Source organism: Halomonas campaniensis, assembly GCF_002211105.1.
In the GTDB taxonomy this organism is placed as follows: domain Bacteria; phylum Pseudomonadota; class Gammaproteobacteria; order Pseudomonadales; family Halomonadaceae; genus Vreelandella; species Vreelandella campaniensis_A.
In genome coordinates this window covers 987,775-1,011,735 of record NZ_JPUA01000034.1, presented here as the reverse complement: position 1 = coordinate 1,011,735, position 23,961 = coordinate 987,775, and the positions used below count along the sequence as shown (strand labels likewise).

The following is a 23,961-nucleotide window of genomic DNA, read 5'->3' as shown; positions in this document are numbered from 1 at the left end:
CGCCTCCCGCGGGTGCCTCATTCGCTCGTACCTCGCGAGATTCGTTACCACGCGCTACAAAATGTGAATTGTAAGCGGTAAATGGTGAATCGTGTGGAGTGCTCCTCACTATTCACCCTTCACCCTTCACCCTTCACCCCAAACTTAATCGCGGTGATCCTTGATGATCATCATCAACATGCTGAAGATAAAGGCAAGGAAGATGGTGATGATGGCGAATACGCTGCTGTTGTAGAGCCGGTTGGGGTCTGTGGGGTATTCGGGGAATAGCGGGCTTTGCAGCACGCTTACCTGCTTGAGCTGGCGGGCAGCTTCTAAACGAGTGTTTTCTAGGGCAGCGAGTGCGCTGGAGTAGGTCTCCTGAGCGAACTGCGCCTGTAACTCTAGCGTTTCATACTCTGCGGAAATACTGTTCAGCGAACCACCCGCCGCTTGTGCGAGGCGGTCGCGCTGTTCAACAATTTGATCGCGTAGCGCGTTAATATTACGCTCTACGTCACGCAACTGAGCTGACTGAGTGCTTTGGTAGCTAGCCAAGGCATTACGCTGTGCCTGGAAACGGGCAAGGTCTGCTTCTAACGTGGCGACTACTTGGTTGATGCTTTCTACTGTGCTGGTAGGCGACACCAACCCATGTTCATTTTGAAACTCTAATAGGGCCGCACGCGTTTCTTTAAAGCGCTCGTCTAAACGCACCATTTGCTGCTCTAGAAACTTCACCTGCTCATCCGCTAGGCGGTGCCCCATTCCGTTCATGTGCTCTTCACCTGCTTCTAGTAGCAGTGTGGTCATGTCATGGGCAAATTCTGGGGTATATGCTTGCACGTGAATATTCAGAACGCCTGCGTACTCATCCAGCTCGACCTCTACCCGGCGCAGGTAGTATTTGTGCAGGTCTTCAATAGGGGCATCGCGGTTAAGTAGTTTGGCGAAGATATCTCCGTTCTCGGAATAGTGCTCTCGCAGATTCAGCTCTTCGTCCAGTAAGCGTAGCATGTCTACAGAGAGTAAGTGCTCACGCAGCAGCAACAGATCGTGGGTATTGCCCCCACCACCGCTACCCATAATTGAAGATAGGCTAAATTCCGGCGTTGCTAGCTGTGGGCTTTCTAGCACCACGGTTGCGCGGGAAACATAGCGGTCTTCCGCCCATACAAACCAATAAAACGAAACCAAAGCTATCGCGATAAACGCCACGGCCCAGTGTGGCGATGTTTTTATAAAATGACGAAAAGAACGTTGCATAGTTTATTGTGCCTTCAATCGATCAATAAAGCGCAGGTGCATCAATAGCCCCAGGGCGATTAGCGTAAATGTAAAGAGCCAGAGGTAGAGCATGCTGGTGCCCTGTACGACTTGATACTTGTCAAAAAAGCCCAGGCGCAGGGTTTCAAGGCCATGGGGGATGGGGTTAAGCATCAGGTATTCCAGCAACCAGTGGGGCAAGGCATTGAGCGGCAAAATCACCCCAGAGATTATTAGCAGCGGTAAAGAGAGCATGGTGATCACCCGGCCAAGCTCGGGTACCAAGGTCGCAGCTACTGAGGTTACCAGCCCCAAACCAAGCCCTAGGCTCCATAAAGAAAGCCAAGCGGCCATCGCTCGAAGAGCATTATCTGGGTATATGTCCAGCCCCAGCATTAATCCGCCACCTATAAAAATCAGGAAGATAAAACTGCGCAGCATGCCTTCTAGAAAGTTGCGCACTAGCACGGGGTCTACGGGCTGCACTTGACGATAAGCGAACAGAGCCTTATTGCCATTAATGGCGCCCATCCCTCGCATCATGCCTTCCCGAACCAAGAAAAAGCCCATTAAGCCCGTAATCATCCAGGGGATAAATTCGGCATTTACTACCAGGCGGTCGCCGCGAATAAAGCTACGAATACCTACCATAATGGCGACAAAGGCGACTGGCTCGAAGATCATCCAGAACCAGCCCATGCGGTCTGACATGGTGCGCGAAATAGCTTCGCGCATGAACATGGCGTACCACACGCTGCGAGTGACTTGCCACGGTGTTCGTGCACTCCGCCGTGGGCCACCGTTTACGTTATCCATAGCACTACTTCTTGAATAAGTGAGGTGTAAGGGGTGAGGGGTGAGAGGTGAGGGGTAAGGGGTGAGGTGTAAATTGTGAGGTGTGAGAGGGACTTTCTTCACCCCCTCACTCCTTACTCTTCACTCCTCCCCTAACTCCTCACTCCTCACCCTTCTCCTATTACAGATCAACCGCTACTTTGGTTGCTACGGCAATCTGGTAGAGGATCTGCGTTAGCGTAGAGGCTAGCTGAAGGTTGTGCGTGGGAGCAGCGGGCATGACGAGTATTTCGTCACCGGGGCGCAAGTTAACGTTGCGGGCGTTCTCAACCGCACCGTTCTGGCGTACTACAAGGATATGGTCGTCATCGGCCCGGTCAGTGAACCCGCCTGCGCCTTCAATGTAGTCGATCACGCTCATGCCTGGGCGATAAACAGCGGCTTGGGGCACAAGCACTTCACCACTGATTAGCATGGAGTCGCTCAATTCAGGAATAGTAACGACATCACCGTCTTGCAGGCGGATGTCAGAAATACGCCCGTCGTAGGCTACGACTAGACGGCCACTGGGTTCTAACTCGCTGGCCCGGGAGATAAAGTCTTGGATCAGCTCCGCTTCTTGAACACGAATTTGCGCTTCTTCATTGGTGCTGGAAGGCGCACCTAGGTAGGTGGTCTCTAGACGGCGTAAGCTCTCTTCAAGGGACTGCGCTTGCTGCTTCTTAACACTTTCCCGCTGTATTGAGATGCTTTCCACAGCGGTCATGTTTTCTGGTACGGCAATTGCGTCTAGCAACTCGCTTAAACGAGCATCTCGCGGCAATGCGTAACGTGAAGGCCCGTAATAGCTGCCTTCTACTTCCACAACGATGGTTTCACTGCGCTTATCTGAGCTGAACAGCACTTCGTCGCCGCTGCGGATTGTTTGACCGGCAAACATATCGATGGGGAAGTATTGGGCAATAGGGCCTTCTTCACGGTCACCATGTAGCAAAACGTGTGAAACACCGCTTCTTAACCGCGCCAGATTCACCAGCTCAGCACCGCTCAAGCTGCTGCCAGTCATTTCATAGCGGTATTCACGGTGAACATCTCCACCTACCGCAATTGCGGGGCCACGCTCTTCAACGACGATGGTATCGCCATCTTGGAACTGCGGGCGAGGTATATTGCCGTTGATCAAGAAATCATAGAGATCCACGGTGGCGACATTGCGACCGTCGCGCATTACACGAATTTGCCGGTAACTGCCCAGATCTTGATCTATGCCACCGGACTGATCCAGAAAATAGAGCAGAGAGTCGTTGGGGGTGCCCGCGTAACGGCCGGGGTTTTCAACATAACCTGTGACGTAGACAGCTACGGGCTGCACACCTTGCAGGTTGGTATAGACCTGGACGTTATCTGGGTATACCGAGGTAATGGCTTGACGCACGCTGGCATCAACTTGTTGACTGCTCTGCCCTTCTACGTTGAGTGGCCCTGAGCCAGGAATGAAAATATTTCCTTGGGCATCGACGGGTAGCACCCGGTCTAGTTCAAATGCGCCCCAGGCGCGAACGGTGACCTGGTCGCCGGGCTTAATCCGGTAGTCAGGGTTGAGGCCATCCCCCATTGCGCCGCGAAACCCACCAGTGAACAAGTTGGCGCCAAATGGCGGTAGCACATCGGGATCTTGCGGGGCGGCCGAAACCGGGCCATACGTGCCGCTATTCCAGTTGGCACGCGGCGTGTCGTTGACTTCCTGCTGCGGCAAGTTACCTTGCTGGTTGGCCTGCTCAGGTAGAATGCTGTCGGAAAGACTCAGCGCCTGTGCCCAGGTATTGGGCGCTACCAAGACGCTGGCAATCGCAATGGAAGCGACGGCTAACGAACGATTTAGCGTAGCGCGGTCAAGCAGTGTGGTCACTTTCATTAATTGCGCCCCTGTGTTGTTTGTGCCACAACGCGTTGGTTAACCCAGCCATTGGGTGTTTTGCAGACGAGTGCTGAACGCGCATTGTTCGAATCAACCGCTACCACTGTTAGCTTGCGGCATTCACGTCCACTGGCGGCAAGGTAAGCGGCGTCAGCTACCACCTCGACATTATTACCCCATGGGCTTTCTGGTACATTCAGCACGCCACCTGCGGGCGCTTGGGTTAAAAAGCCATTGAGATTTTCGTCTTGCAGCAGAGTGGCCGGGTCGTTATTCAATACATATTGCGCTTCTTGCTGAGCTGAGCTGGAGGGGTACGAGGCACAACCACTCACCACGGCTAAGCTCAGCGCTGCCAGCAGCATGCGTGCTGGAGTGACCACTGAACATTGAGATATCGACATAGTTATTTCCAAATAAAAGGCACGCTACCGCCCAGGGATTATAACGGGCGTATTCCCTTGCCCTACTTCTCTGGGTGGATGAAAGTGGTTGGCATAAGCGCAAAGCGCTTTTGCCAGCCGCCCATTGTAGGCGAATACTGCCAGCGGCTCTACATGGACAATCCCTGTACAGCTTATTCATTCTTCGTGTGAAAATAACTATTGTTGAAAATCCAAAAAAAAACGGCCTCATTAATGAGACCGTTTCAATATAAACAAATGATTTTTAATGCGTTAGAGCGACACTAGAAGTGATAGCGTGCGCCAGTCAGCCAATACGTCCTGTCTGAGGTACTCTCTTTTCGCAGACTGGGCGCATCGCCATCCGCTAGCTCTACGAACACGTCAAATGCACTGGAAATCTTGTAATAGGCGCCCGCAGCCCAGGCGTTGCTCTCTTCGCCTTCGTCGCGGTCTACATTGTAGTAATCTGCGGTAAACGCCCATGAACCTGTGGAGTAGGTTCCCCCCAGGCCAACCGTTTCGAACCCTTTTCCGTCGGTATCGCTATTGTCTTGGCTTTCGATACCTAAACGCATTGATAACTGATCAGATAGTGAGTATGAACCGATAAGACCATATAGCACCTCACCGTTTCCACTGCCGCCACCACGAGCTTCATTTTCCACTGCGCCAAAGCCTACTTTAAACGGGCCTTGCTGATAGCGAATCCCCCCTTGTGCGGCAAAGACATCACCTTCACTACTCTGCTCCGCAGCCGATAATCCGCGCTCACTGTAATGCTTTACTTGCAGGAAAGAGGTGAAACCGTTCAGTTCGGGCGTGTAGTAACCAATTGAGTCGCCTCGCGACTGTAGCCCGGTTGAATTAAAAAGCAGGCCGCGGTCAAGATAAACATCAAACGGCGCCGACACAAATTGATAGTAGAGACTATCGAAGTTACCTGCTTGTAGCGTGCCGTACTGTTTACTTGCTAAGCCGATGTAGCTCTGACGGATTTCATTAAAGCCCTGGTCAGTATTGCGCTCATCGCCGGTAAATCGCCACTCTAAGCGGCCAAAGGCGTTTAGATCTGATGTGACCTTGTGACTCATCCGAAACCCTAGACGGGAGTAGACATCAACGAATTCCGCCCCATCATCGACTTTATTCCCAGCACTATCAAACTCGGGGCCACCGCCCGCAACCCCCATTGCGATACGCCCATAAATATCCAGCTTTGTGCCATCCTGATCATAAAGCGTTGTGGCTTGAACCGAGGAGATACCTAACAGACTAGCTACCGCTACCGCAAACTGCTTCTTCTGCATTAGAAATAATCCCTTGATACGCTAATTTTATTAGCTGCTTTAGCTCCTAAGCCGTACAGCCAGGTAATGTTATACAATATCAAGCGATCCTTAAAGGGAAAACGTTCTTATTTGTATTGGCGTTAAAAAGAAAATAAGACGCCAAAAAAAACCGGCCTCTTAGAGGCCGGTTCTATTTGGTTCTGCTAGGCAGCTACCTTTTAAACGTGGTATTTAAACCAGGCTTAGAAGTGGTAACGCGCGCCTGTCAGCCAGTACATGTCGTCGCCATCGGCAGTATCAACACCAACGATTTCGTCGTTGTCGAACACGTTTACGCTGATGGACTGCTGGTCAGCTTGCTGCAGCTCTAGGAATACGTCAAAGTTGCTGGAAACTTTGTAGTAAGAACCCAGCGCCCAAGAAGTACGGCTGTCGCCATTGTCAGGATCTACGTCGTAGATGTCAGCAGCGAACGCCCAAGGGCCAGTGGTGAAAGTACCACCTAGACCAACTGTGTCGAAACCACCGCCACGAGTGTTGTTGTCGTCACGAGTTTCGTAACCCAGACGTGCAGAGAACTGGTCGGTGATGTCGTAGGAACCGATCAGGCCGTACAGCATTTCAGCGTTACCGCCGCCACGTGCTACATCTTCAACAAAACCCAGACCAAGTGTCACAGGGCCTTGTGCGTAACGAACACCACCTTGCGGTGCGATTACGTCGCCTTCAGAAGATTGCTCTGCTTCGGTCAGGCCGCGCTCGCTGTAGTGTTTCAGCTGCAAGAATGCAGTGAAGCCGCTCAGGTCAGGCGTGTAGTAACCGATAGAGTCGCCACGTGACTGCTTCGGGTGACCAGCGAATTCTAGACCACGGTCGATGTAAACATCGAACGGCAGAGAAACGAACTGGTTGTAGAAGCTGTCGAAGTTACCAGCTTGGAAAGTACCGAACTGGTCGCTTTGCAGGCCGATGTAGCTCTGACGAACTTCTTTGAAGCCAGTATTGCCGTTACCGCTAGGACCGGTACGCTCGTCACCGTCAAAACGCCACTCAACACGACCGAAAGCAGTCAGGTCGCGAGAAACTTCGTGGCTCATGCGCAGACCAAGACGTGAGTAAACGTCTACGAATTCAGCGTCATTGTCGATTTTTTCGCCGCTGCCGTTGTACTCAGGGCCGCCACCAGCGATACCCATGGCGATACGACCATAGACGTCAAGTTTGGTGCCGTCTTGGTCATAAACGGTTGCTGCTTGGGCTGCAGCAGAGGCACCCAGGGCGCCAACGATAGCAGTCGCTAAAAGTGTCTTTTTCATGATGTAAGTTCCTTAACTCGTATACTGTTTCGATCGTTGCTGCTCAGCTCTTAATGAGCTGGCAGTTGGCTTTTGCGGGCCATGCTCTTTTGCCATCCGCCGGTTTTTCCCGGAGGTATGCGGCATGTCCTCAACTAAGCCTTGTTATAGTCCAATGCTCGCAGAACAAACTCTATACTGGGACTCCAGGGAACGCAATAGAAAAAAACAGTGTTTTCTTACTATTTGTGCTTTTTAATGGAACCCACGGCTATAGACCTGGTCTCAGCGGCCTTTGAACTTCTGCTGCAAGTCTAACAATTTGTCTTCCAAGCTAAGCGGCTTACGTGGCTCAACTTTTTCTGCATTCGGCGCTATATCAGGCTGCTTAGGGGCTTCTCGGCGAGTGTTTTTAGCAACAGACGCTTGTTTGTATTGTTTTGGTTGCGCTTTTTCTGGCTGCTTCGCTTCCTTTTGGTCACCGCGTTTTGCTGACGCATGGAGTGCCGCTTCTTTATCGACTTTTCCTGCGGGCTGGCCATCCAGATCTACCCGTTCGGCGCCCTCTCGAACTGCTTTTATATAGCGTGGGAGGTTCACGTAGTTGGCCAAGGCGCGGCGAATCAACTTGCTGGGCCACTCTTCACGCTCTACAAGGTCTTGGTGAATACCTACTTTTAACGGTTTGGTATGCCCCTTGAAGAAAGCTTTAGGGTAACGCTCGTACCATTGGTTAAGAAGGGCGTGCGGTGAAGGTGTCTTGGCCGCTTCATGGCTAGCCGATGATTCAGCTTTCTCTTCTGTTCCTGTTTCTGTTTCTGTTTCAGCGGAGGCTGCTTCCACAGGAGCAGCTTCAGTAGACACACTCTTTTCAGGCGCCTTGACGTCTAGCGTGTTCGCGTCATGGGTCTCTGCTTCGAGTTTTTTTGTATCGAAAGCTGCTTCGCTGGGTGCATCAGCTTCTACTACAGTGACGGGCTCTGGACTTGGCACGCTTTGCTCTTGGGCGTCTTGCTGCGCCAATTGCTGCTTCAGCCGCTGATTTTCGTCACGCAGGGCTTGTAGCTCAGCTTGTGTGCGTTCCAGACGCGCTTCTAAATCATCTAACATGTTCATTAAGCTGGCGGCCATAGCCTTCTCCTTTGCCCTGTTCAGTCGGCGACGCGCTCGTAGACCACGAAATCATAGTTTGGCTGCCCTTCTGCTGGCTGCCCCGCTACGCGCTGCACTTCCTGCCACTCGTTGGCGTCGAAGTCAGGAAACGTTGCGTCGCCTTCTACGTCAATGTCCACTTCCGTTATGTACAGCCGTTGGGCAAAGGGTAACGCCTGGCGATAAATTTCCCCGCCTCCCATTACCATGATCTCTTCTGCCGCTTCTATGGTTGCGTGCTGGTCGGCCAGCTCTAGCGCTGCGGGCAGATCGTGGCACACGCGCACGCCTTCATGCGAAAACTCGGCGTTGCGGGTGACCACGACATTAAGCCGGTTGGGCAGCGGCTTGCCAATGGAGGCGTAGGTTTTACGCCCCATGACCAGCGGTTTTGCCTGGGTCATACGTTTGAAGAACTTTAAATCTTCGGGCAAGTACCAGGGTAGCTTGCCGTCTACACCGATCACTCGATTTTTAGCCATCGCAACAATCATGGCCACTGGCACCAGGGAGTCGAAGGTATCTTTCTGCTGGCTCATACCGCTACCTCGGCTTTGATGTGCGGGTGCGCTTCGTAAGCGTCAATGTGAATGTCTTCAAAACGGAATGCGAACAGGTCATCTATGGCTGGGTTAAGCACCAGTTTAGGCGCTGCCTTGGGCGTGCGCGACAGCTGCTCTTTGGCCTGTTCAAGGTGGTTACTGTACAGGTGTGCGTCGCCTAGGGTGTGGATAAATTCACCCGGTTGCAGTCCTGTCACTTGGGCGACCATGGTCAGCAACAAGGCGTAGCTGGCAATATTGAATGGCACACCCAGGAAAATATCGGCGCTGCGCTGATATAGCTGGCACGACAGTTTTCCATTGGCGACGTAAAACTGGAACAAGCAGTGGCAAGGCGGAAGCTGCATGTCATCGACCTGGGCCGGGTTCCAGGCGGAGACAATCAGGCGGCGCGACTGTGGCGAGGTGCGAATTTGGTCAAGTACCTTGGCAATTTGGTCAACGCTGCCCCCTTTGGGGTCGGGCCAACTGCGCCACTGGTAGCCATAAACGGGGCCCAGGTCGCCGTTTTCATCTGCCCACTCATCCCAAATCCGTACCCCGTTCTCTTTCAAATAGGCAATGTTGGTGTCGCCTTTCAGAAACCAGAGTAGTTCGTGAATGATAGAACGCAGGTGAAGCTTTTTGGTGGTCAATAGCGGAAAACCACGCGATAAATCGAAGCGCATTTGATGGCCAAATACGGAGCGTGTGCCAACACCTGTGCGGTCGCGGCGGTCAACGCCATGTTCCAAAACAGTTTGCATCAAGTCTAAATAAGGCTGTTCAAGCGCGGGCGTTGTAGCAGTCACAGAATTTCCAAGTTAACAGGCGATGTAGCGGTTTATTCTAGGCGCCCATAGCTGCCCGGTCTAGCGGTGCCGGCCTGTTAGCGTTATTGGGCCAACCCCGGCACCGCTCCGCGCTGCTTCCGCGGGTGCGCTTCGCTTACCACGCGCTACGAAAGCACCTATTCAAGTGAGTGCAAGAACCGTAGCGCGTGGTAACGAGAACGCGAGTTCAGCGAGCGTTTGAGGCACCCGCGGGAGGCGGCGGAACGACGCCCGGTGCCACATAACCAACCCCGGCACCGCTGCGCGCTGCTCCCGCGGGTGCGCTGACGCTTACGCCGCGCTACGAAAACCTTTGTTTACGGCGTTTTATCTTAGGTTGCGATTTTTACATCAACAGGCTGTGAGCGTGACCAGGCGATGACAACCAGGCCCAGAGCGATCATCGGCAACGTGAGCAGCATGCCCATGGTGACCCAGCCGAAGGCGATAAAGCCGATGTGGGCGTCGGGCATGCGGACAAATTCGACCATAAAACGGAACACGCCGTAGCAGACCAAGAATAGGCCGGATAAAAAGCCCCGCGATGTCGGTTTAGCCGAGACCCACCAGAGAATAGCGAACAACACAACACCCTCTAACAGCGCCTCATAAAGCGCTGACGGGTGACGTGGCTCAGGCCCCATGCCAGGAAACGGCATGCCCCAGGGTAGCGAGGTCACGCGGCCCGGTAGCTCATGATTAATAAAGTTACCGATGCGCCCGGCGCCTAAGCCAATCGGTACTAGCGGGGCGATAAAATCGGTGAGTGTTAGAAATGCCAGCTGTTTACGCCGGGCAAATATCCAGGCGGCGAGCAATACGCCGAGTAGACCGCCGTGAAAACTCATGCCGCCATCCCACACGCGGAATATCCAGAGAGGGTCGGCTGTCCACTGCCCTAGCCCGTAAAACAGTGCATACCCTAGGCGCCCACCGGCGACGACACCGATCGCGCAGTAGAAGAGTAAATCACCGATGTCGTCATTATTGAGGCCAATCCGCGATGCGCGTCGGCAGCCAAGCCACCAAGCTGCGACAAATCCCACTACGTACATCAGGCCATACCAATGGACTTGCAGCGGCCCCAAGGAGATGGCCACTGGGTCAATCGTCGGGTAATTAATCATTTACACTCTCTAATGCTGACCAAAAAAATATCGGGGCCTGCTCACGGCAGTGGCACATAGCACCGCCACTATCGTCATACCATTACGCCGCTGCGAGCAGTACACCAATGTTACGAGTGCAATGATAAGTCTGCTTACTCAGAAAGCCACCTTTATCGTTCTTCAGGCGGCATTGTTTTAATCGCACCAGGGAACCAGTAGGCAATCATATTAAGCAGTGTTTCGGGCTGATACGGTTTGGCGAGCAGGTCATCCATGCCGGCGGCCAGGCAGGCATCGCGCCCGGCATTGTCGGCATTGGCCGTTAACGCGACCAGCACGCTTTGATTGCCGCCGCCACGATTACGCTCGTGCTCACGCCAGCGCCGGGTGGTTTCAAGACCATCCAGAATAGGCATAAAGATATCCATGAACACCAGATCGAAGTTGGCGTTTTTTTGGCGCTCCAGCGCCTGCTCACCACTACTAACGCCCTCTACCTGCAGGCCTTGGGTTTCCAGCATCTGCCGGGCGAGCATCAAATTAACGGGGCCATCGTCGACGACTAATACCCGCAAATTGCGCTGCAAAGCGGCGAGCGCGCCATCACTTCCCACCTCTCCCATCCCACTACTTTTTCCAGAGCCTTGCCCAGAATCCTGCCCAGCGCTTTGCCCATCGGCATCCTGTTGAATTAAGTTGGTCAACAGTGCGCGTATATCCGATACGTGTTCGTATACTTCCATGACATTTTGGCGGCAGTTATCGGTAATTTCTTTGTCCGCCATGGCATTTAAATGGCCTAACAAGTTGTCGGTTTCATGTTGCAGCAGCGTTAGATAGCCTGATTTCAAACGCGACTCTTCCCGTGCCCTTTCCCTTCCAGCCATCAAATGCTTGAGTTGGCGCTGTTGGTGTTGAAGGTCGTCCAGCAGGGTTTGCTCATGCTCCTGCCGGGAGTTCTTGGTGGCAGCGCTGGCTACTTGTGAGCAATGCATGCAGCGTTCAAGACCGGCTAGCACTTCGTTAACGCTGGCCAACCGCTGAAGCGGCAGATGAGATTCGTCGGCGGCATCCGGCGGGGCGCATTTATGCTCGGGTAGTGCACGCGCGGCGGTGGCGCAGAGCGCTTGACTATGCCGTTCCAGTTCGGTGAGTTCTTGCATAAACCGGGCGTCTTTATGCCGAGCGCGGGTTTTGACCAGCATGAGGAAGACGCTGACATTCAAACTACTGCCGATAAGAAGGGCCGCCATCAACCACAGCATGGTGCTCCAGGAGGCGTTGCTTGGCGACATCCACCACATCATGGCGCCAACCACCAAACAAAGGACGACTAATGCTGCTTGCACAAGCAGCAGGGGCCACAGCAGAGGCCATACAATGGCGTTCCAAAAGTGTTCCCTTTCATAGCGTTGCATGATCTCGCCTTCCTATTGGCCAAATGGCCGCTAATAACGTGACCGCTGTTTAAACCCAGAACTGCCCACCAATACTCACACCCAATCGTGTGGCGTTTTATGCTACAAACATGATACTGATGTAAGTGTACGTCTACGCTTCGTTACTGTCATGCGGCTCTTGCGTTGAACGTTTTCCATCCTTTTCGCCTACGAGTTTGTTATGTGCTTAATATCGTTTGCTTGGCAACCCGGCACACCCACGCCTTTGCGGCTAATGGGTAACCGAGATGAGTTTTATGCGCGCCCCACCGCGCCGCTGGGTGCGTGGCAAGATAGCCCCGATGTTATTGGCGGGCGTGACCTGGAGGCCGGTGGCTCGTGGCTGGGGGCCAAGCGTGGTGGCGTCGTGGCCGCTTTAACCAATGTACGTGACCTACAACTAAGCGTGCCTATCGGCGCCCCAAGCCGGGGTGAACTGGTTGCCAATGCTTTGCAGAGTGACGATATCGAAGGGTGGCTGACCGCACTCAACGAGGGCGAGGCACTGCGCTACGCCGGGTTTAATTTACTGGTCGCGACGCCGCAGCGGCTTTGGCACCTTCACCGGGGCCGAGACCGCCTGGCTCTCAGCGAGGTCTCTCCCGGTGTGCATGGCCTATCCAACGCTGACCTCAACTCACCCTGGCCAAAGCTTTTACAGGTTCGCGATGCGCTTGAGCAGAGTTTATTACCTGTAGGCACCTTGAAGACTTGGCCCAGCGCCGTGCAGCGCGCAATGCAAAATCCGCAACAAGCGGCTGATGAGGCGTTGCCGGATACCGGCGTGGGGCTTGAACTGGAGCGCCAGCTTTCGGCGGCGTTTATTGTTGGCGAACACTACGGCACCCGCGCCACCTCGTGGCTGACGATGGACAGCCACGGACAAATCGAGATTACCGAGCAGCGCTTTGGGCCGCTGGGGCGCTTTGAGGGTGAAACCACCCTGGCGCTGCCCTGCGGTTCGCTTGCATCAACGCCCTAGGCAACGCCTAAGATTTGCCTGGAAACCTAGTCACGGGGCGGCATGAGATGCGAAAGCTGCCACTCATCCATTCGCTTCTCTAGGTGAGTATGTACCTGGGCAGGCGTATCCAGCTCCATCACTTCCTTAAGCAGTTGCTCGGCATCACTAAACGGCACTCGGCGAATAGCCGCACGCACTTTGGGCAGGCTTGGTGCGTTCATGGAGAGGCTGGTAAAGCCCATGGCCATCAGCAGTAGCGCCCCCGCCGGGTCTCCGGCCAGCTCCCCGCAGAGTGAAATGGGTTTATTGAGCCGCGCAGCATCATTGGCCAATTCCAGCAGCGCACCTAATAGCGCAGGGTGCATGGCATCGTAGAGGCTGGATACCCGGGGGTTGTTGCGATCCACCGCCAGTAAGTACTGGGTTAGGTCATTGCTGCCCACTGAGAAGAAGTCGACTCGCTTGGACAGTGCGTCCATTTGGTAGATAGTGGCCGGCACTTCAATCATCACGCCCACTTTAGGCCTCACCACCGTGATGCCCTCTTCGCCCAGCTCTAGAATGGCGCGATCCAGCAGACGCAGCGCTTCATCGACCTCTTCGACGTTGGTGATCATCGGGAAGAGGACGTAGAGGTTATCCAGGTCAATGGAAGCTTTGAGCATGGCGCGCAGTTGCACCATCAATACTTCCGGGTGATCCAGGGTGACACGCATCCCGCGCCAACCAAGGAACGGATTGGCCTCTTCAATGGGGAAATAGGGCAGGTCTTTGTCGCCGCCGATATCCAGGGTACGCATCACTACCGGCAGTGGCGCAAAGCCTTCGAGCTGCTCACGATACAGCTTGGTTTGCTCTTTCTCGCCAGGGAAGCGTTCGGTAATCATAAACGGCACTTCGGTTCGGTAGAGACCCACCCCACCAATGCGGCTTTTCAGCAGCGCGGTGGCATCTACCGCTAAGCCGGTATTGACCATAAGCGGCATGGTGCGACCGTCGGGCGTGGCGCTGGGCAGATCCTGCTCGTGCTCAAGCAGTTCGCTGAGCGCCTCTTCTTCGGCGATCAGACTCTCATAACGTGCCGTAAGTTCAGGCGCCGGGCGCACAAACAGGCGGCCACGGTGGCCGTCCAGCACCACAGGTGCACCGCCTAGGCGTGGCAGCGGTAAATCCACCATACCCAACACCGTTGGAATGCCCATGGCTCGGGCCACAATCGCCACGTGAGACGTACTGGAGCCGCGCACCGAGACCAGCCCTTTAAGCTTCTCGCGGGGGACTTCGCCCAGCATGGCCACGCTGATCTCATCACCGACCAAAATGGCGTTATCGGGGTAGGTTTCCGGCGTGGACGGAGTATCTTCCTGCAGATGCGCGAGTACCCGGCGGCCCAGGTCGCGAATATCCGCGGCCCGCTCGCGCAGGTAGTTATCGTCCACCCGCTCCAGGTACTGGACGTGACGGCGCACTACGTCGGCCAAGGCGCCGGGCGCCCACTGGCCTTCGCGAATACGCTTCTCCACCTCATCGGCCAGCGCGGCTTCGCCAAGCATCTGCTGGTAGACATCAAACAGCGCCAGCTCCTGGGCGGAGATACGGCTTGCCAAACGCTCGGCCGCGGCGCGAATTTCGCTGCGCGTTTTGCCAATGGCCTCCTTTAAGCGCGCCACCTCGTAATCTTGATCGCTTGGAATGAGATCAGGCACGCTATTAAGGTCGGAAGGAGGAGTAATGACCACCGCCTCCCCCATGGCCATACCTGGGGAGGCCGCAACGCCTTTAAACATTGCTTGACCACCAGCAAGCGCCGGACGCAACAGGTTGCCTGTCGCTAATGCGTGGGCTAGCACTCCCGCCAATTGCGCCGCCATGGTAACCAGAAAGGCTTCATCTTCATCATCGTAACGGCGCTTTTCGGCTTGCTGGACAACCAACACGCCCAGCATATGGCGCTGGTGAATAATCGGCACGCCCAGAAAACTGGAGTAGCGTTCCTCTCCGGTCGCTTCAAAATAGCGGAACTGCGGGTGGGTCTGAGCGTCCTCGAGGTTCAGCGGCTCACTGCGCTTGGCCACCAAGCCCACCAGGCCTTCGCCTAACGGCAGTACGACGCGCCCGACTGCTTGGGTACGCAGGCCAATGGTTTCCATCAATACCAGCGACTCGAGTTCCTTGTCGTAAAGGTAGAAGGAGCACACATCGGTCTGCATCGCTTTACGAATTCGGCGTACCATCGTGGACAGCGCGGCGTCGAGGTTGCGCGCGCCATTCACCTCCTGGATTACCCGGCGCAGCACCTCAAGCATGGACGTTTTACTTTTCACTATTATTTGCCTCGCTGAGGAATTTCCTGGCAAACTGCTGCCGCCCTAAGTTGGGCAGCGGCGCCTTGCCCTAATCTTCATCCTGTGCCAGGCGCTGAACGCGGGGAGACAGTTCTCTTAGCGCGCGCCGATACACCTCTCGCTTGAAAGGCACTACCTGCCCTAGCGGGTACCAGTAGCTCACCCACCGCCACCCATCAAATTCGGGTGTTGGGGTTGCCGTCATACAGATTTGGCTTTCCTGGCAACGGATTTTAAGTAAAAACCACTTTTGCTTCTGGCCTATACAGACCGGACGCGAATGTGTGCGAATCATACGTCGTGGCAGACGGTAGCGTAGCCAGCCCCGGGTGCAGGCAACAATATCAACATCGTCGGCGGTTAGGCCGATCTCTTCGTAAAGCTCACGAAAAAGTGCTTGTTGTGGCGTCTCGCTTGCATTGATGCCCCCCTGGGGAAATTGCCACGCATTTTGTCCTACCCGACGCGCCCAAAGCAGCTGCCCCTGGCTATTGGCAATGATGATGCCAACATTAGGGCGAAAGCCGTCAGCGTCGATCACGGACATCACCTTATAAATTTTCAGTTGTCCCCATTTTTCCACAAGGGTGACAAGCGTATCAATACAATATAACGCTAAGTGGTGAATGCTTACTGGGTATTAGCCTGATCGCTGGTGGGAATGGCAGGGCGACTCTGCGATAATCCGCGTCCGCTATTTGCCTTACTAGCGTCTCGGACAGCACTACTGTCCTTCAACTTTCACTGACTAAAAAAGGGGAGCGCCGTGAGTCTGGCCATTTTCGATTTGGATAATACGCTGCTATCCATCGACAGCGATCATGCCTGGGGCGAGTTTCTACTCGAACAAGGGGCCGTTGATCCGATCGCTTACCGGGAAGCCAACGAGCGTTTTATGGCCGATTACAACGCGGGCACCCTGGATATGGCGGCGTTTTTGGAAATGGCACTTAAGCCACTGGCCGACAACTCTCCTGAGCAGCTTTCTGCGTGGCACCAGCAGTTTATGGTTAGCAAAATCGAGCCCAATATCCTGCCTAAAGCCGAAGAACTACTGGCACGACACCGCACCAAAGGCGACACACTGCTGATTATCACCGCCACCAACCGTTTTATTACTGCCCCGATTGCCGAACGCCTGGGAGTGGATCACTTAATCGCGGTGAATCCGGAGGTCAAAAATGGCCGCTATACGGGGCGCGTGTCGGGCATTCCCAGCTACCGCGAAGGCAAAGTCACTCGTTTGGAAAAGTGGTTGGAAGATCAAGACCTGACCATGGAAGGCGCATGGTTTTACAGCGACTCACACAATGATTTGCCACTGTTAGAAATAGTCGAGCACCCCGTCGCCGTCGACCCCGACGACACCCTGCGCGAAATCGCCAAAGAACGCCAATGGCGGATCATGAGTTTGCGGGATTGAGTTGGTGAATGGTGAACCCCCAGCACCGCTGCGCGTTGCTCCCACACCGGGTCGACTTCGCAGGCGCGCTGGGGACTACCACATGCAGATAAATGATTAACGGCTTAGAAGAGCATCAAGCGAGATCACATTGCCACTATGTTTTGCTGCTAGTTTGACGTCGTCAGTAACCAACGTAGATGCTGCTACAAATGCGGAAGCAGAAATAATACTATCAGGCAGTTTCATTTGAGTATTACGCCGCACCTTGATGGTTTCAGTTTTGACCTGATGATCCAGCTCCACTCTTGTTAACTGAGCTAATATCACTTTAATGGCGTGCTCTTCCTGTGGTAATAAGCCGGGAAAGGCCAACAGTTCAAGCTCTGTGATGACAGAATAGGCGTAATGGGCAGCAGGCAGACACAACTGACGTTCAATGGCATTAATGAAGACATTGGTGTCAAGCAGGTAATTACCACTCATCCCGCAAGTTCCTTTGGTATTCGACTCCATCCTGAGCGGCCAAGGAAGAAGCTTTTACAGACCTAAAATCTATTCCAACCTGTTTAATAGAAGCGTCTGCCTCATCCGAGGTATTTTCATACAACACAACGATTCTGGCATGTCTGTTCTTCAAATGCGCATACTCATCGGGAATTTTAACCATTCCATTCTGAATATCCGCCTCAAATTCAATCGCATGCATTTTAACCCCCTAGCCCCATATAACTCGTCTAACCATTTGACACTCTTTCTGCCAAAAATTCGAGTATCTCTATGAGCAAGCCTCATAACTAGCCCAACAAAAAACCCCGCAAGCCAGGCTTGCGGGGTTTTGCGTTTACTAACGCTAGTGTAAAAGCGCCAGCGGGCGCGTTTAGCCGAGCAGGTGCTCGACGGCTGCACGCTCTTCGCGCAGTTCTTTCTCGGTGGCTTTCATCTTCTCTTGGCTGAATTCGTCAATTTCGAAGCCTTGAACGATTTCATACTTGCCACCCTGGCAACGCACTGGGTAGGAGTAGATGATGCCTTCTTCGATGCCGTAGCTGCCGTCAGAGGGAATCGCCATGCTGACGATGCCTTTGGAGCCCAGCGCCCAGTCGTGCATGTGGTCGATGGCGGAAGAGGCAGCAGAAGCGGCTGAAGACGCGCCACGTGCTTTGATGATCGCCGCGCCGCGCTGCTGCACGGTGGGGATGAAGTCGTTTTCGTACCAGTCGCGCTCGACCAGATCAAAAGCGGCTTTGCCGTCGACTTTGCACTGGGCCAGATCCGGGTACTGGGTGGCACTGTGGTTGCCCCAGATGATCATGTTTTCAACGTCCGTGACGTGCTTGCCGGTTTTCTGAGCCAGCTGGGTCAGGGCGCGGTTGTGGTCCAGGCGCGTCATGGCGGTGAACTGGCTTGCGTCTAGATCCGGCGCGTTGCAGGAAGCAATCAGCGCGTTGGTGTTGGCCGGGTTACCGACCACCAGCACTTTTACATCACGGCTGGCGTGGTCGTTCAGCGCCTTGCCTTGCACGGAGAAGATGGCTGCGTTGGCTTCCAGCAGGTCTTTACGCTCCATGCCGGGGCCACGCGGACGCGCGCCTACCAGCAGAGCGAAGTCAGCGTCTTTGAACGCGACATTCGGGTCGTCAGTGGCAACAATGTCTTGCACCAACGGGAAGGCACAGTCGTTAACTTCCATCACCACGCCGTTCAGGGCGTCCATTGCCTGGGGAATTTCCAGCAGCTGGAGAATGACGGGTTGATCCGGCCCCAGCATGTCGCCAGCGGCGATGCGGAAAATGAGAGAGTAGCTGATTTGACCGGCGCCGCCGGTAATCGCAATACGTACTGGATCTTTCATCATTGCTCCTTGATTGGTTCGCCTAGGGATGGTTCTCGCCTGAGGAGTGGCTTAACAGAACTCAAGACGCAAAGATGGTATGCCCAGCCGGACAAAAACTCAATCAGACATGAGACTACTTGCTATTTAACACACCTACCCGGTGCTACACGTACGATCCACCCAATGGCGTGCCACTCGCTGAAAAGGTTGAGTTGCGCTATGGTATCTTCGGTTTTATGCCCTCCTTTTCTTGTTTTGCTAAGGACATGGACGCTCCATGCGAAAAATTCCGTTCTCTTATGCCTTGGCTAGCCTGCTGGTGCTGGCACTGGTGATATGGCTCGCTTTTGGTAATTTTCAGCGCTTTCAAACCACGCCCCCGGACGCCCCTACACGTAGCGAAGCAGGATCGCGGGTAGAAATTGTCGTACAGCAGAGCACACCATTTATTCCTCAGCAAATTGTCCAGGGTCAACTGACGGCAGAGCGGGAAACCACCCTGCGCGCCAACGTAGCGGGCTTTGTGGCGGAGAAGCCCGTCGCCCAAGGCAGCCGTGTGAATGCAGGCGATACGCTGCTGGTGCTGGATAACGACGCCCTGCCCGAGCAGTTGCAGCAGGCCCGCGATGAGCTGGCGGTGGCCGAGGCGGAGTATGCCGGGGCACGCAATCTGCGCCAGCGGGAACTGATCTCCCAGCCGGAGCTCCTGCGCTTGCAGAGTGCCCTAAGCGCCAGCGCCGCTTCGGTAGCACGACTGCAGAAGCAACTGGACGACAGCCGCCCCACCGCGCCATTTGATGGCGTACTAAACCGCGTTCAGGTAGAGCTAGGCGATCTACTGCAGCCCGGCGAAGAGTGGGGGCAGTTGGTGAATGACCGACGTCTGAAAGGCGCCGCCTGGGTCTCTCAGCAGCAGGTGGGTGATTTAAGCGTAGGATTGCCAGTGACCGCCCGGCTGCTGAATGGTGACCATTTAGAGGGCGAGCTGACCTTTATCAGCCACCGCGCCGAAGAGGCAACGCGTAGCTTCTATATAGAAGCTACGCTGGATAACCCCGCCGGTAAACGCTTGGCGGGCGGCAGCGCTGAATTGACCATTACCCTGCCGCCCCGTCAGGTGCATACCCTTTCGCCCGCGCTGCTGAGCTTGAACAGCGAAGGAGAGCTGGCGGTCAAGCATCTGGATGATAACGATCAGGTACTGCAGACCGCTGTTGAACTCGTTAGCGCCGATATCCAACGTGCCTATGTCACCGGCCTGCCTGATCCGTTGCGTTTGATTACGCTGGGTGCCGGTATGGTAGACACCGGCGAAACGGTCACACCGGTGCCCGTGGAGGAAGCCATCATTTCGCAGCCGGCGGAACAGGATAGCGTTCATGCGCCAGTTGATTAATGCGGCGCTAGCCCATACCCGTACGACGTTGCTGCTGTTGGTGAGCCTGCTACTGGCGGGTATCGCTGCCTGGCAGATGATTCCTAAAGAGGCCAACCCCGACGTCACCATCCCGATGATTTATGTCTCGCTATCGTTGGAGGGCGTTAGCCCCGAGGATGGCGAGCGGCTATTGATCCGCCCCATGGAGCAGGAACTGCGCGGTATTGAGGGGCTGCGTAAATTTACCGCCCAATCCAGCGAGGGGCATGGCTCGATCACGCTGGAATTCGACCCTGGCTTTGATCCGGATACCGCGCTAACCGACGTCCGTGACCGGGTGGATATTGCCCGCAGCGAGCTGCCTTCCGAGGCCGACGAACCGCGGGTCTTTGAGGTCAATGTGTCAGAATTTCCGGTGTTAACGATTGGCCTCTCCGGGCAATTGGATACCCGTGAACGCATGACCATTGCCCGGCGCTTGCAGGAGGAGATCGAGGGCATCGCCGATGTGCTGGAAGTCGACATTGCCGGTGAGCGGGAAGATCTGTTGGAAATTGTCGTTGATCCGCTGGTGCTGGAGAGCTATGGCGTCGATTTTGACGAGCTGTTTAATCAGGTATCGCGCAATAACCGCTTGGTAGCCGCAGGCAGCCTGGATACCGGCGCCGGGCGCCTGGCGTTAAAAGTCCCCGGCATTATTGAGTCCCTTGAAGACGTCATGAATATGCCGGTCAAGGTCGATGAGGATCGCGTGGTCACCTTTGGCGATGTGGCGTGGATTCACCCCACCTATAAAGAGCCGGAGGGCTTTGCCCGCATTGATGGCCAGCCAGCGGTGGTGCTGGAAGTTTCCAAGCGTGCTGGTGCCAATATCATCGCCACCATTGGCGCTGTCCGTGAGCGCTTGGCGGAAGCTGATGACTTACTCCCTGAGCAGCTCCGCTTCACGACCATTCTGGATGAGTCGACCACCGTTGAGAATATGCTCTCGGAGCTACTCAACAACGTACTGACCGCCGTGGTGCTGGTGCTGATTGTGGTGGTTGCCGTGATGGGTTGGCGCATGGCGCTGCTGGTGGGGCTGACCATTCCTGGGGCCTTTTTAACCGGTATCCTGCTGGTGTGGGCATTTGGCTTTACGCTCAATATCGTGGTGTTGTTTGCGCTGATTCTGGTGGCGGGAATGCTGGTTGACGGTGCCATCGTGGTCAGTGAGCTGGCCGATCGTCATTTACGGGATGGTCAAACGTCCCACGAAGCTTGGCTTAACGCTGCCTCTCGCATGAGCTGGCCCGTCATTGCCTCGACGGCCACTACGCTGGCGGTGTTTATTCCTCTGCTGTTCTGGCCCGGCGTGGTGGGCCAATTTATGAAGTACCTGCCCGCCACGGTCATTCTGTGCCTGCTGGCGTCGCTTGCCATGGCGCTGGTGTTTTTGCCCACGCTGGGGCGCTTGTTTACCCGCAGCGATGCCAAGCAATCAAATGCCCATCATGACGATGCAACGACTGCCTTTGGTCGCGGCTACCGCCATCTGCTGGCACGGCTACTGATGCACCCGGCCTGGGTGCTGCTGGTGACGGTACTGCTAATGGCACTGCTGTATACCGGCTATGCCCGTTTCAATCATGGCGTCGACTTTTTCCCTAATGTGGAGCCCGATAGCGCTCAAGTATTGGTGCGTGCCCGGGGCGACTTTTCCGCCATGGAAACCGATGCCATCGTGCGGCGAGTAGAAGCCAAACTGTCTGGCATGAGCGAAGTGCGGGCGCTGTATGCACGCTCATTTGCCGTGCCTAACGAGCAGATGGGTAACGATGTGATTGGCATGCTGCAGTTCCAGTTTATCGACTGGCATGAGCGCCGCCCTGCCCAGGCTATTTTGGACGATATGGCCGAACGCGCAGGGGATATTCCCGGCATCACGCTGGAGTTTCAGGAGCAGGAGATGGGCCCCGGTGGCGGTAAGCCGATCATGCTGGAAGTGAGCGCAACCAACCCCGATGTTGCCGATGCAGGGGTTAACCAGCTAAGCCAGTTAATGCGCGAGCTGGGCGGCTTTACCGATATTCAGGATAACCGAAGCCTACCCGGCGTGGAGTGGCGGGTTAACGTGGATCGTGAAGCCGCGGCGCGCATGGGAACCGATGTGACGACCATTGGTAGCGCGGTGCAGTTGCTGACCACCGGCCTGCAGGTGGCGAGCTATCGCCCGCCGGAAGTCAGCGATGAAGTGGATATCCGCGTGCGTCTGCCGCAAAACTGGCGTTCGCTGGATCAGCTTGAACGGCTAACCATCAATACCCAGCGGGGTCAGGTACCGATTTCGCATTTTGTGACGCTTGAACCGGCGCCCAAGGTGGGCACTCTTAATCGTATCGATGGTCGCCGGGCGATTACCATTGATGCAGACCTTGCCCCCGGCTACCTCGCTGATGAGCGCCTGGGCGCCCTGATGGCGGCGGGAAGCGACAGCCTGCCTGACGGTCTGATGGTCAATGTGGCGGGTGAGCAGGAGGATCAGCAGGAGTCGATGCAGTTCTTGGCCAGTGCCTTCTTGATTGCTATCGGCTTGATGGCGCTGATACTGGTCACTCAGTTCAATAGCTTCTATCAAGCGGGCTTGGTGCTCTCGGCGATTGTGTTCTCCACCGCGGGGGTTTTGATGGGGCTACTGATTACCGGTCAGGCTTTCGGCATTGTGATGGTGGGCATGGGCGTGATTGCTCTGGCGGGTATTGTGGTCAATAACAATATCGTATTGATCGATACCTACAACGAGCTGCGCGGTCAGGGTATGACGCCCGGCGAGGCGGCACTCGAAGCAGGCTGTTTGCGCCTACGCCCGGTGCTGCTAACAGCGATTACCACGGTGCTGGGGTTAATGCCCATGGTACTGGGGATCAATGTCGACCTGTTCACCCCTGCCCTGGGCTTTAATGCCCCCTCCGCCCAGTGGTGGACTCAGATGTCGAGCGCCATCGCCGGCGGGCTCACCTTCGCCACCGCGCTAACGCTGCTGCTTACGCCTTGTATGTTGGTAATTGGGGGTAAGTTACGGCGTGATAGGTAAATGGTGAGGTGTGAGGTGTGAGGTGTGAGGTGTGAATCGATTATTGGGCACCCACCGATTTATGTGCACGCGTGATTTAGTAGCGCGGCGTAAGCGTCAGCGCACCCGCGGGAGCAGCGCGCAGCGGTGCCGGAGGTTGGGGCATTTATCAAGAGGCAAAGGCGCCGTTTGGCGGCGCCTGTTTCATAAGGTCTTAAGCGGGGGCTTTGTTATGCTGGGGGCTGTGGGCGGCGTGTAGACGTGCAATCAACTGGTCTTCCAGCGCGAAGCGTTCGGTAAGGCCGCGGGCTAAGCGGTCGATCCAGGCAGGCAGCCGGGCAATATTTTGCTCGCAGCTGAGCGTGGAGCCAAAATCGGTATCAAACTCCAACACCATCTCGGTGGACATTTCTAAACGCTCAAGCAGTTTAGCAGCGATCGCCAGCGCGCTTTCATCCTCAAAGGCTTTCGCCTCTTCCGACAGCTGGGGATAAATCTCAAAGTGGCCCGCGCTGATGTAGTCCATTAACTTTTCGCTGAAGGTATCGATAGGCGCTTTGCTCACTGCTTCCAGTTCAGCATCGCAGGCTTCCTTTAGCTCGATAAAACTAACTAATAGCTGACGACGCTGATCCAGCCAGCGGTCGATCAACGTGTGCACGCCACCCCAGCGCTCCAGGGCATTTTTGCAATCTTCGAGCATGGGGCTTTCTCCTTGAACTCACCTTTTGACTACGCAACATTAACTGCGCAACTATCGACTATGTTAGCCGCTAAAAATAACAATAGACCTAGGTTCGCGCCTCCTCCTACCGCTGTCAATCCCAGCGGGTACGGTTTCTTTGGTACTTAACGTTCACTGCTAATAACGCTTTTGAATACGCCGCATAAACACTGCTCTCAAGCGGTTGGCGCTCGCATTACATTAATTATATTTATGCTCTCACCTTCCGGGCGCC

At 55.0% G+C, this 23,961-nt stretch carries 21 protein-coding genes; 4 read left to right on the top strand and 17 right to left on the bottom strand.

From position 1 onward, the window contains the following. Window positions 1-144: 144 nt before the first annotated feature. From JI62_RS16965 to JI62_RS16915, 11 genes are all read right to left on the bottom strand, one after another. On the bottom strand, window positions 145-1,245 hold the full coding sequence (locus tag JI62_RS16965) for a chain-length determining protein (protein WP_088701262.1): 1,101 nt from the start codon (window positions 1,243-1,245) through the stop codon (window positions 145-147). A 3-nt stretch (window positions 1,246-1,248) separates the two neighbouring features. Beyond that, window positions 1,249-2,061 carry an ABC transporter permease gene (locus tag JI62_RS16960; protein ID WP_088701261.1) on the bottom strand — a complete coding sequence of 271 codons (813 nt, stop codon included), beginning with the start codon at window positions 2,059-2,061 and terminating at the stop codon, window positions 1,249-1,251. A gap of 160 nt (window positions 2,062-2,221) precedes the next feature. Next, window positions 2,222-3,955 carry a polysaccharide biosynthesis/export family protein gene (locus JI62_RS16955; RefSeq protein ID WP_088701260.1) on the bottom strand — a complete coding sequence of 578 codons (1,734 nt, stop codon included), beginning with the start codon at window positions 3,953-3,955 and terminating at the stop codon, window positions 2,222-2,224. After that, window positions 3,955-4,362, bottom strand: coding sequence for a DVU3141 family protein (locus JI62_RS16950; protein ID WP_088701259.1), 408 nt, complete (start codon window positions 4,360-4,362; stop codon window positions 3,955-3,957). The genes JI62_RS16955 and JI62_RS16950 overlap by 1 nt, the downstream gene beginning before the upstream one ends. Window positions 4,363-4,646: 284 nt before the next feature. Continuing rightward, window positions 4,647-5,672, bottom strand: a complete 1,026-nt coding sequence (locus JI62_RS16945; RefSeq protein WP_088701258.1) for a porin — start codon at window positions 5,670-5,672, stop codon at window positions 4,647-4,649. 224 nt (window positions 5,673-5,896) lie between these two features. Beyond that, on the bottom strand, window positions 5,897-6,970 hold the full coding sequence (locus tag JI62_RS16940) for a porin (RefSeq protein WP_088701257.1): 1,074 nt from the start codon (window positions 6,968-6,970) through the stop codon (window positions 5,897-5,899). Window positions 6,971-7,234: 264 nt separating this feature from the next. Beyond that, the gene (locus JI62_RS16935) at window positions 7,235-8,080 is read right to left on the bottom strand and encodes a ProQ/FINO family protein (protein ID WP_088701256.1); all 846 of its coding nucleotides are present in this window, start codon (window positions 8,078-8,080) and stop codon (window positions 7,235-7,237) included. 20 nt (window positions 8,081-8,100) lie between these two features. Beyond that, window positions 8,101-8,640 carry a dihydrofolate reductase gene (locus tag JI62_RS16930; protein ID WP_088701255.1) on the bottom strand — a complete coding sequence of 180 codons (540 nt, stop codon included), beginning with the start codon at window positions 8,638-8,640 and terminating at the stop codon, window positions 8,101-8,103. Next, on the bottom strand, window positions 8,637-9,455 hold the full coding sequence (locus JI62_RS16925) for a thymidylate synthase (RefSeq protein ID WP_088701254.1): 819 nt from the start codon (window positions 9,453-9,455) through the stop codon (window positions 8,637-8,639). Before JI62_RS16925 ends, JI62_RS16930 begins: the two co-directional genes overlap by 4 nt. A 353-nt stretch (window positions 9,456-9,808) precedes the next feature. Beyond that, on the bottom strand, window positions 9,809-10,603 hold the full coding sequence (gene lgt / locus JI62_RS16920; RefSeq protein WP_088701253.1) for a prolipoprotein diacylglyceryl transferase: 795 nt from the start codon (window positions 10,601-10,603) through the stop codon (window positions 9,809-9,811). A gap of 152 nt (window positions 10,604-10,755) precedes the next feature. Further along, window positions 10,756-12,003 (bottom strand): response regulator, encoded by a 1,248-nt coding sequence (locus tag JI62_RS16915; RefSeq protein WP_088701252.1) that lies wholly within the window; start codon window positions 12,001-12,003, stop codon window positions 10,756-10,758. 202 nt (window positions 12,004-12,205) lie between these two features. On the opposite strand from JI62_RS16915, the gene JI62_RS16910 reads away from it, so the two are divergent. Beyond that, window positions 12,206-13,006 (top strand): NRDE family protein, encoded by an 801-nt coding sequence (locus JI62_RS16910; protein WP_088701251.1) that lies wholly within the window; start codon window positions 12,206-12,208, stop codon window positions 13,004-13,006. Window positions 13,007-13,032: 26 nt separating this feature from the next. Here JI62_RS16910 and ptsP read toward each other — a convergent pair whose 3' ends face one another. Next, window positions 13,033-15,294: a phosphoenolpyruvate--protein phosphotransferase gene (ptsP, locus tag JI62_RS16905; RefSeq protein WP_088701250.1), complete on the bottom strand. Its 2,262-nt coding sequence runs from the start codon at window positions 15,292-15,294 to the stop codon at window positions 13,033-13,035. An 88-nt stretch (window positions 15,295-15,382) separates the two neighbouring features. Next, a complete protein-coding gene (rppH, locus tag JI62_RS16900; protein ID WP_088701249.1) occupies window positions 15,383-15,874 on the bottom strand; it encodes an RNA pyrophosphohydrolase in 492 nt (163 codons plus the stop codon). Window positions 15,875-16,099: 225 nt separating this feature from the next. On the opposite strand from rppH, the gene JI62_RS16895 reads away from it, so the two are divergent. Next, window positions 16,100-16,756, top strand: a complete 657-nt coding sequence (locus tag JI62_RS16895; protein WP_088701248.1) for an HAD family hydrolase — start codon at window positions 16,100-16,102, stop codon at window positions 16,754-16,756. 96 nt (window positions 16,757-16,852) lie between these two features. Here the strand turns inward: JI62_RS16895 and JI62_RS16890 are convergent, their stop codons facing one another. From JI62_RS16890 to JI62_RS16880, 3 genes are all read right to left on the bottom strand, one after another. After that, window positions 16,853-17,221, bottom strand: a complete 369-nt coding sequence (locus tag JI62_RS16890) for a type II toxin-antitoxin system VapC family toxin (protein WP_088701247.1) — start codon at window positions 17,219-17,221, stop codon at window positions 16,853-16,855. Continuing rightward, window positions 17,211-17,444 carry a hypothetical protein gene (locus tag JI62_RS16885; protein ID WP_088701246.1) on the bottom strand — a complete coding sequence of 78 codons (234 nt, stop codon included), beginning with the start codon at window positions 17,442-17,444 and terminating at the stop codon, window positions 17,211-17,213. Before JI62_RS16885 ends, JI62_RS16890 begins: the two co-directional genes overlap by 11 nt. Window positions 17,445-17,615: 171 nt before the next feature. Continuing rightward, window positions 17,616-18,590, bottom strand: coding sequence for a malate dehydrogenase (locus tag JI62_RS16880; RefSeq protein ID WP_088701245.1), 975 nt, complete (start codon window positions 18,588-18,590; stop codon window positions 17,616-17,618). Between the two features lie 259 nt (window positions 18,591-18,849). On the opposite strand from JI62_RS16880, the gene JI62_RS16875 reads away from it, so the two are divergent. Next, on the top strand, window positions 18,850-19,968 hold the full coding sequence (locus JI62_RS16875) for an efflux RND transporter periplasmic adaptor subunit (protein WP_088701244.1): 1,119 nt from the start codon (window positions 18,850-18,852) through the stop codon (window positions 19,966-19,968). After that, complete coding sequence (locus JI62_RS16870; protein WP_088701243.1) at window positions 19,952-23,023, top strand: efflux RND transporter permease subunit; 3,072 nt, start codon at window positions 19,952-19,954, stop codon at window positions 23,021-23,023. Before JI62_RS16875 ends, JI62_RS16870 begins: the two co-directional genes overlap by 17 nt. A 193-nt stretch (window positions 23,024-23,216) precedes the next feature. On the opposite strand, the gene rsd is transcribed toward JI62_RS16870, so the two are convergent. Further along, window positions 23,217-23,705 carry a sigma D regulator gene (rsd, locus tag JI62_RS16865; protein ID WP_088701242.1) on the bottom strand — a complete coding sequence of 163 codons (489 nt, stop codon included), beginning with the start codon at window positions 23,703-23,705 and terminating at the stop codon, window positions 23,217-23,219. Between the last annotated feature and the right edge of the window lie 256 nt (window positions 23,706-23,961).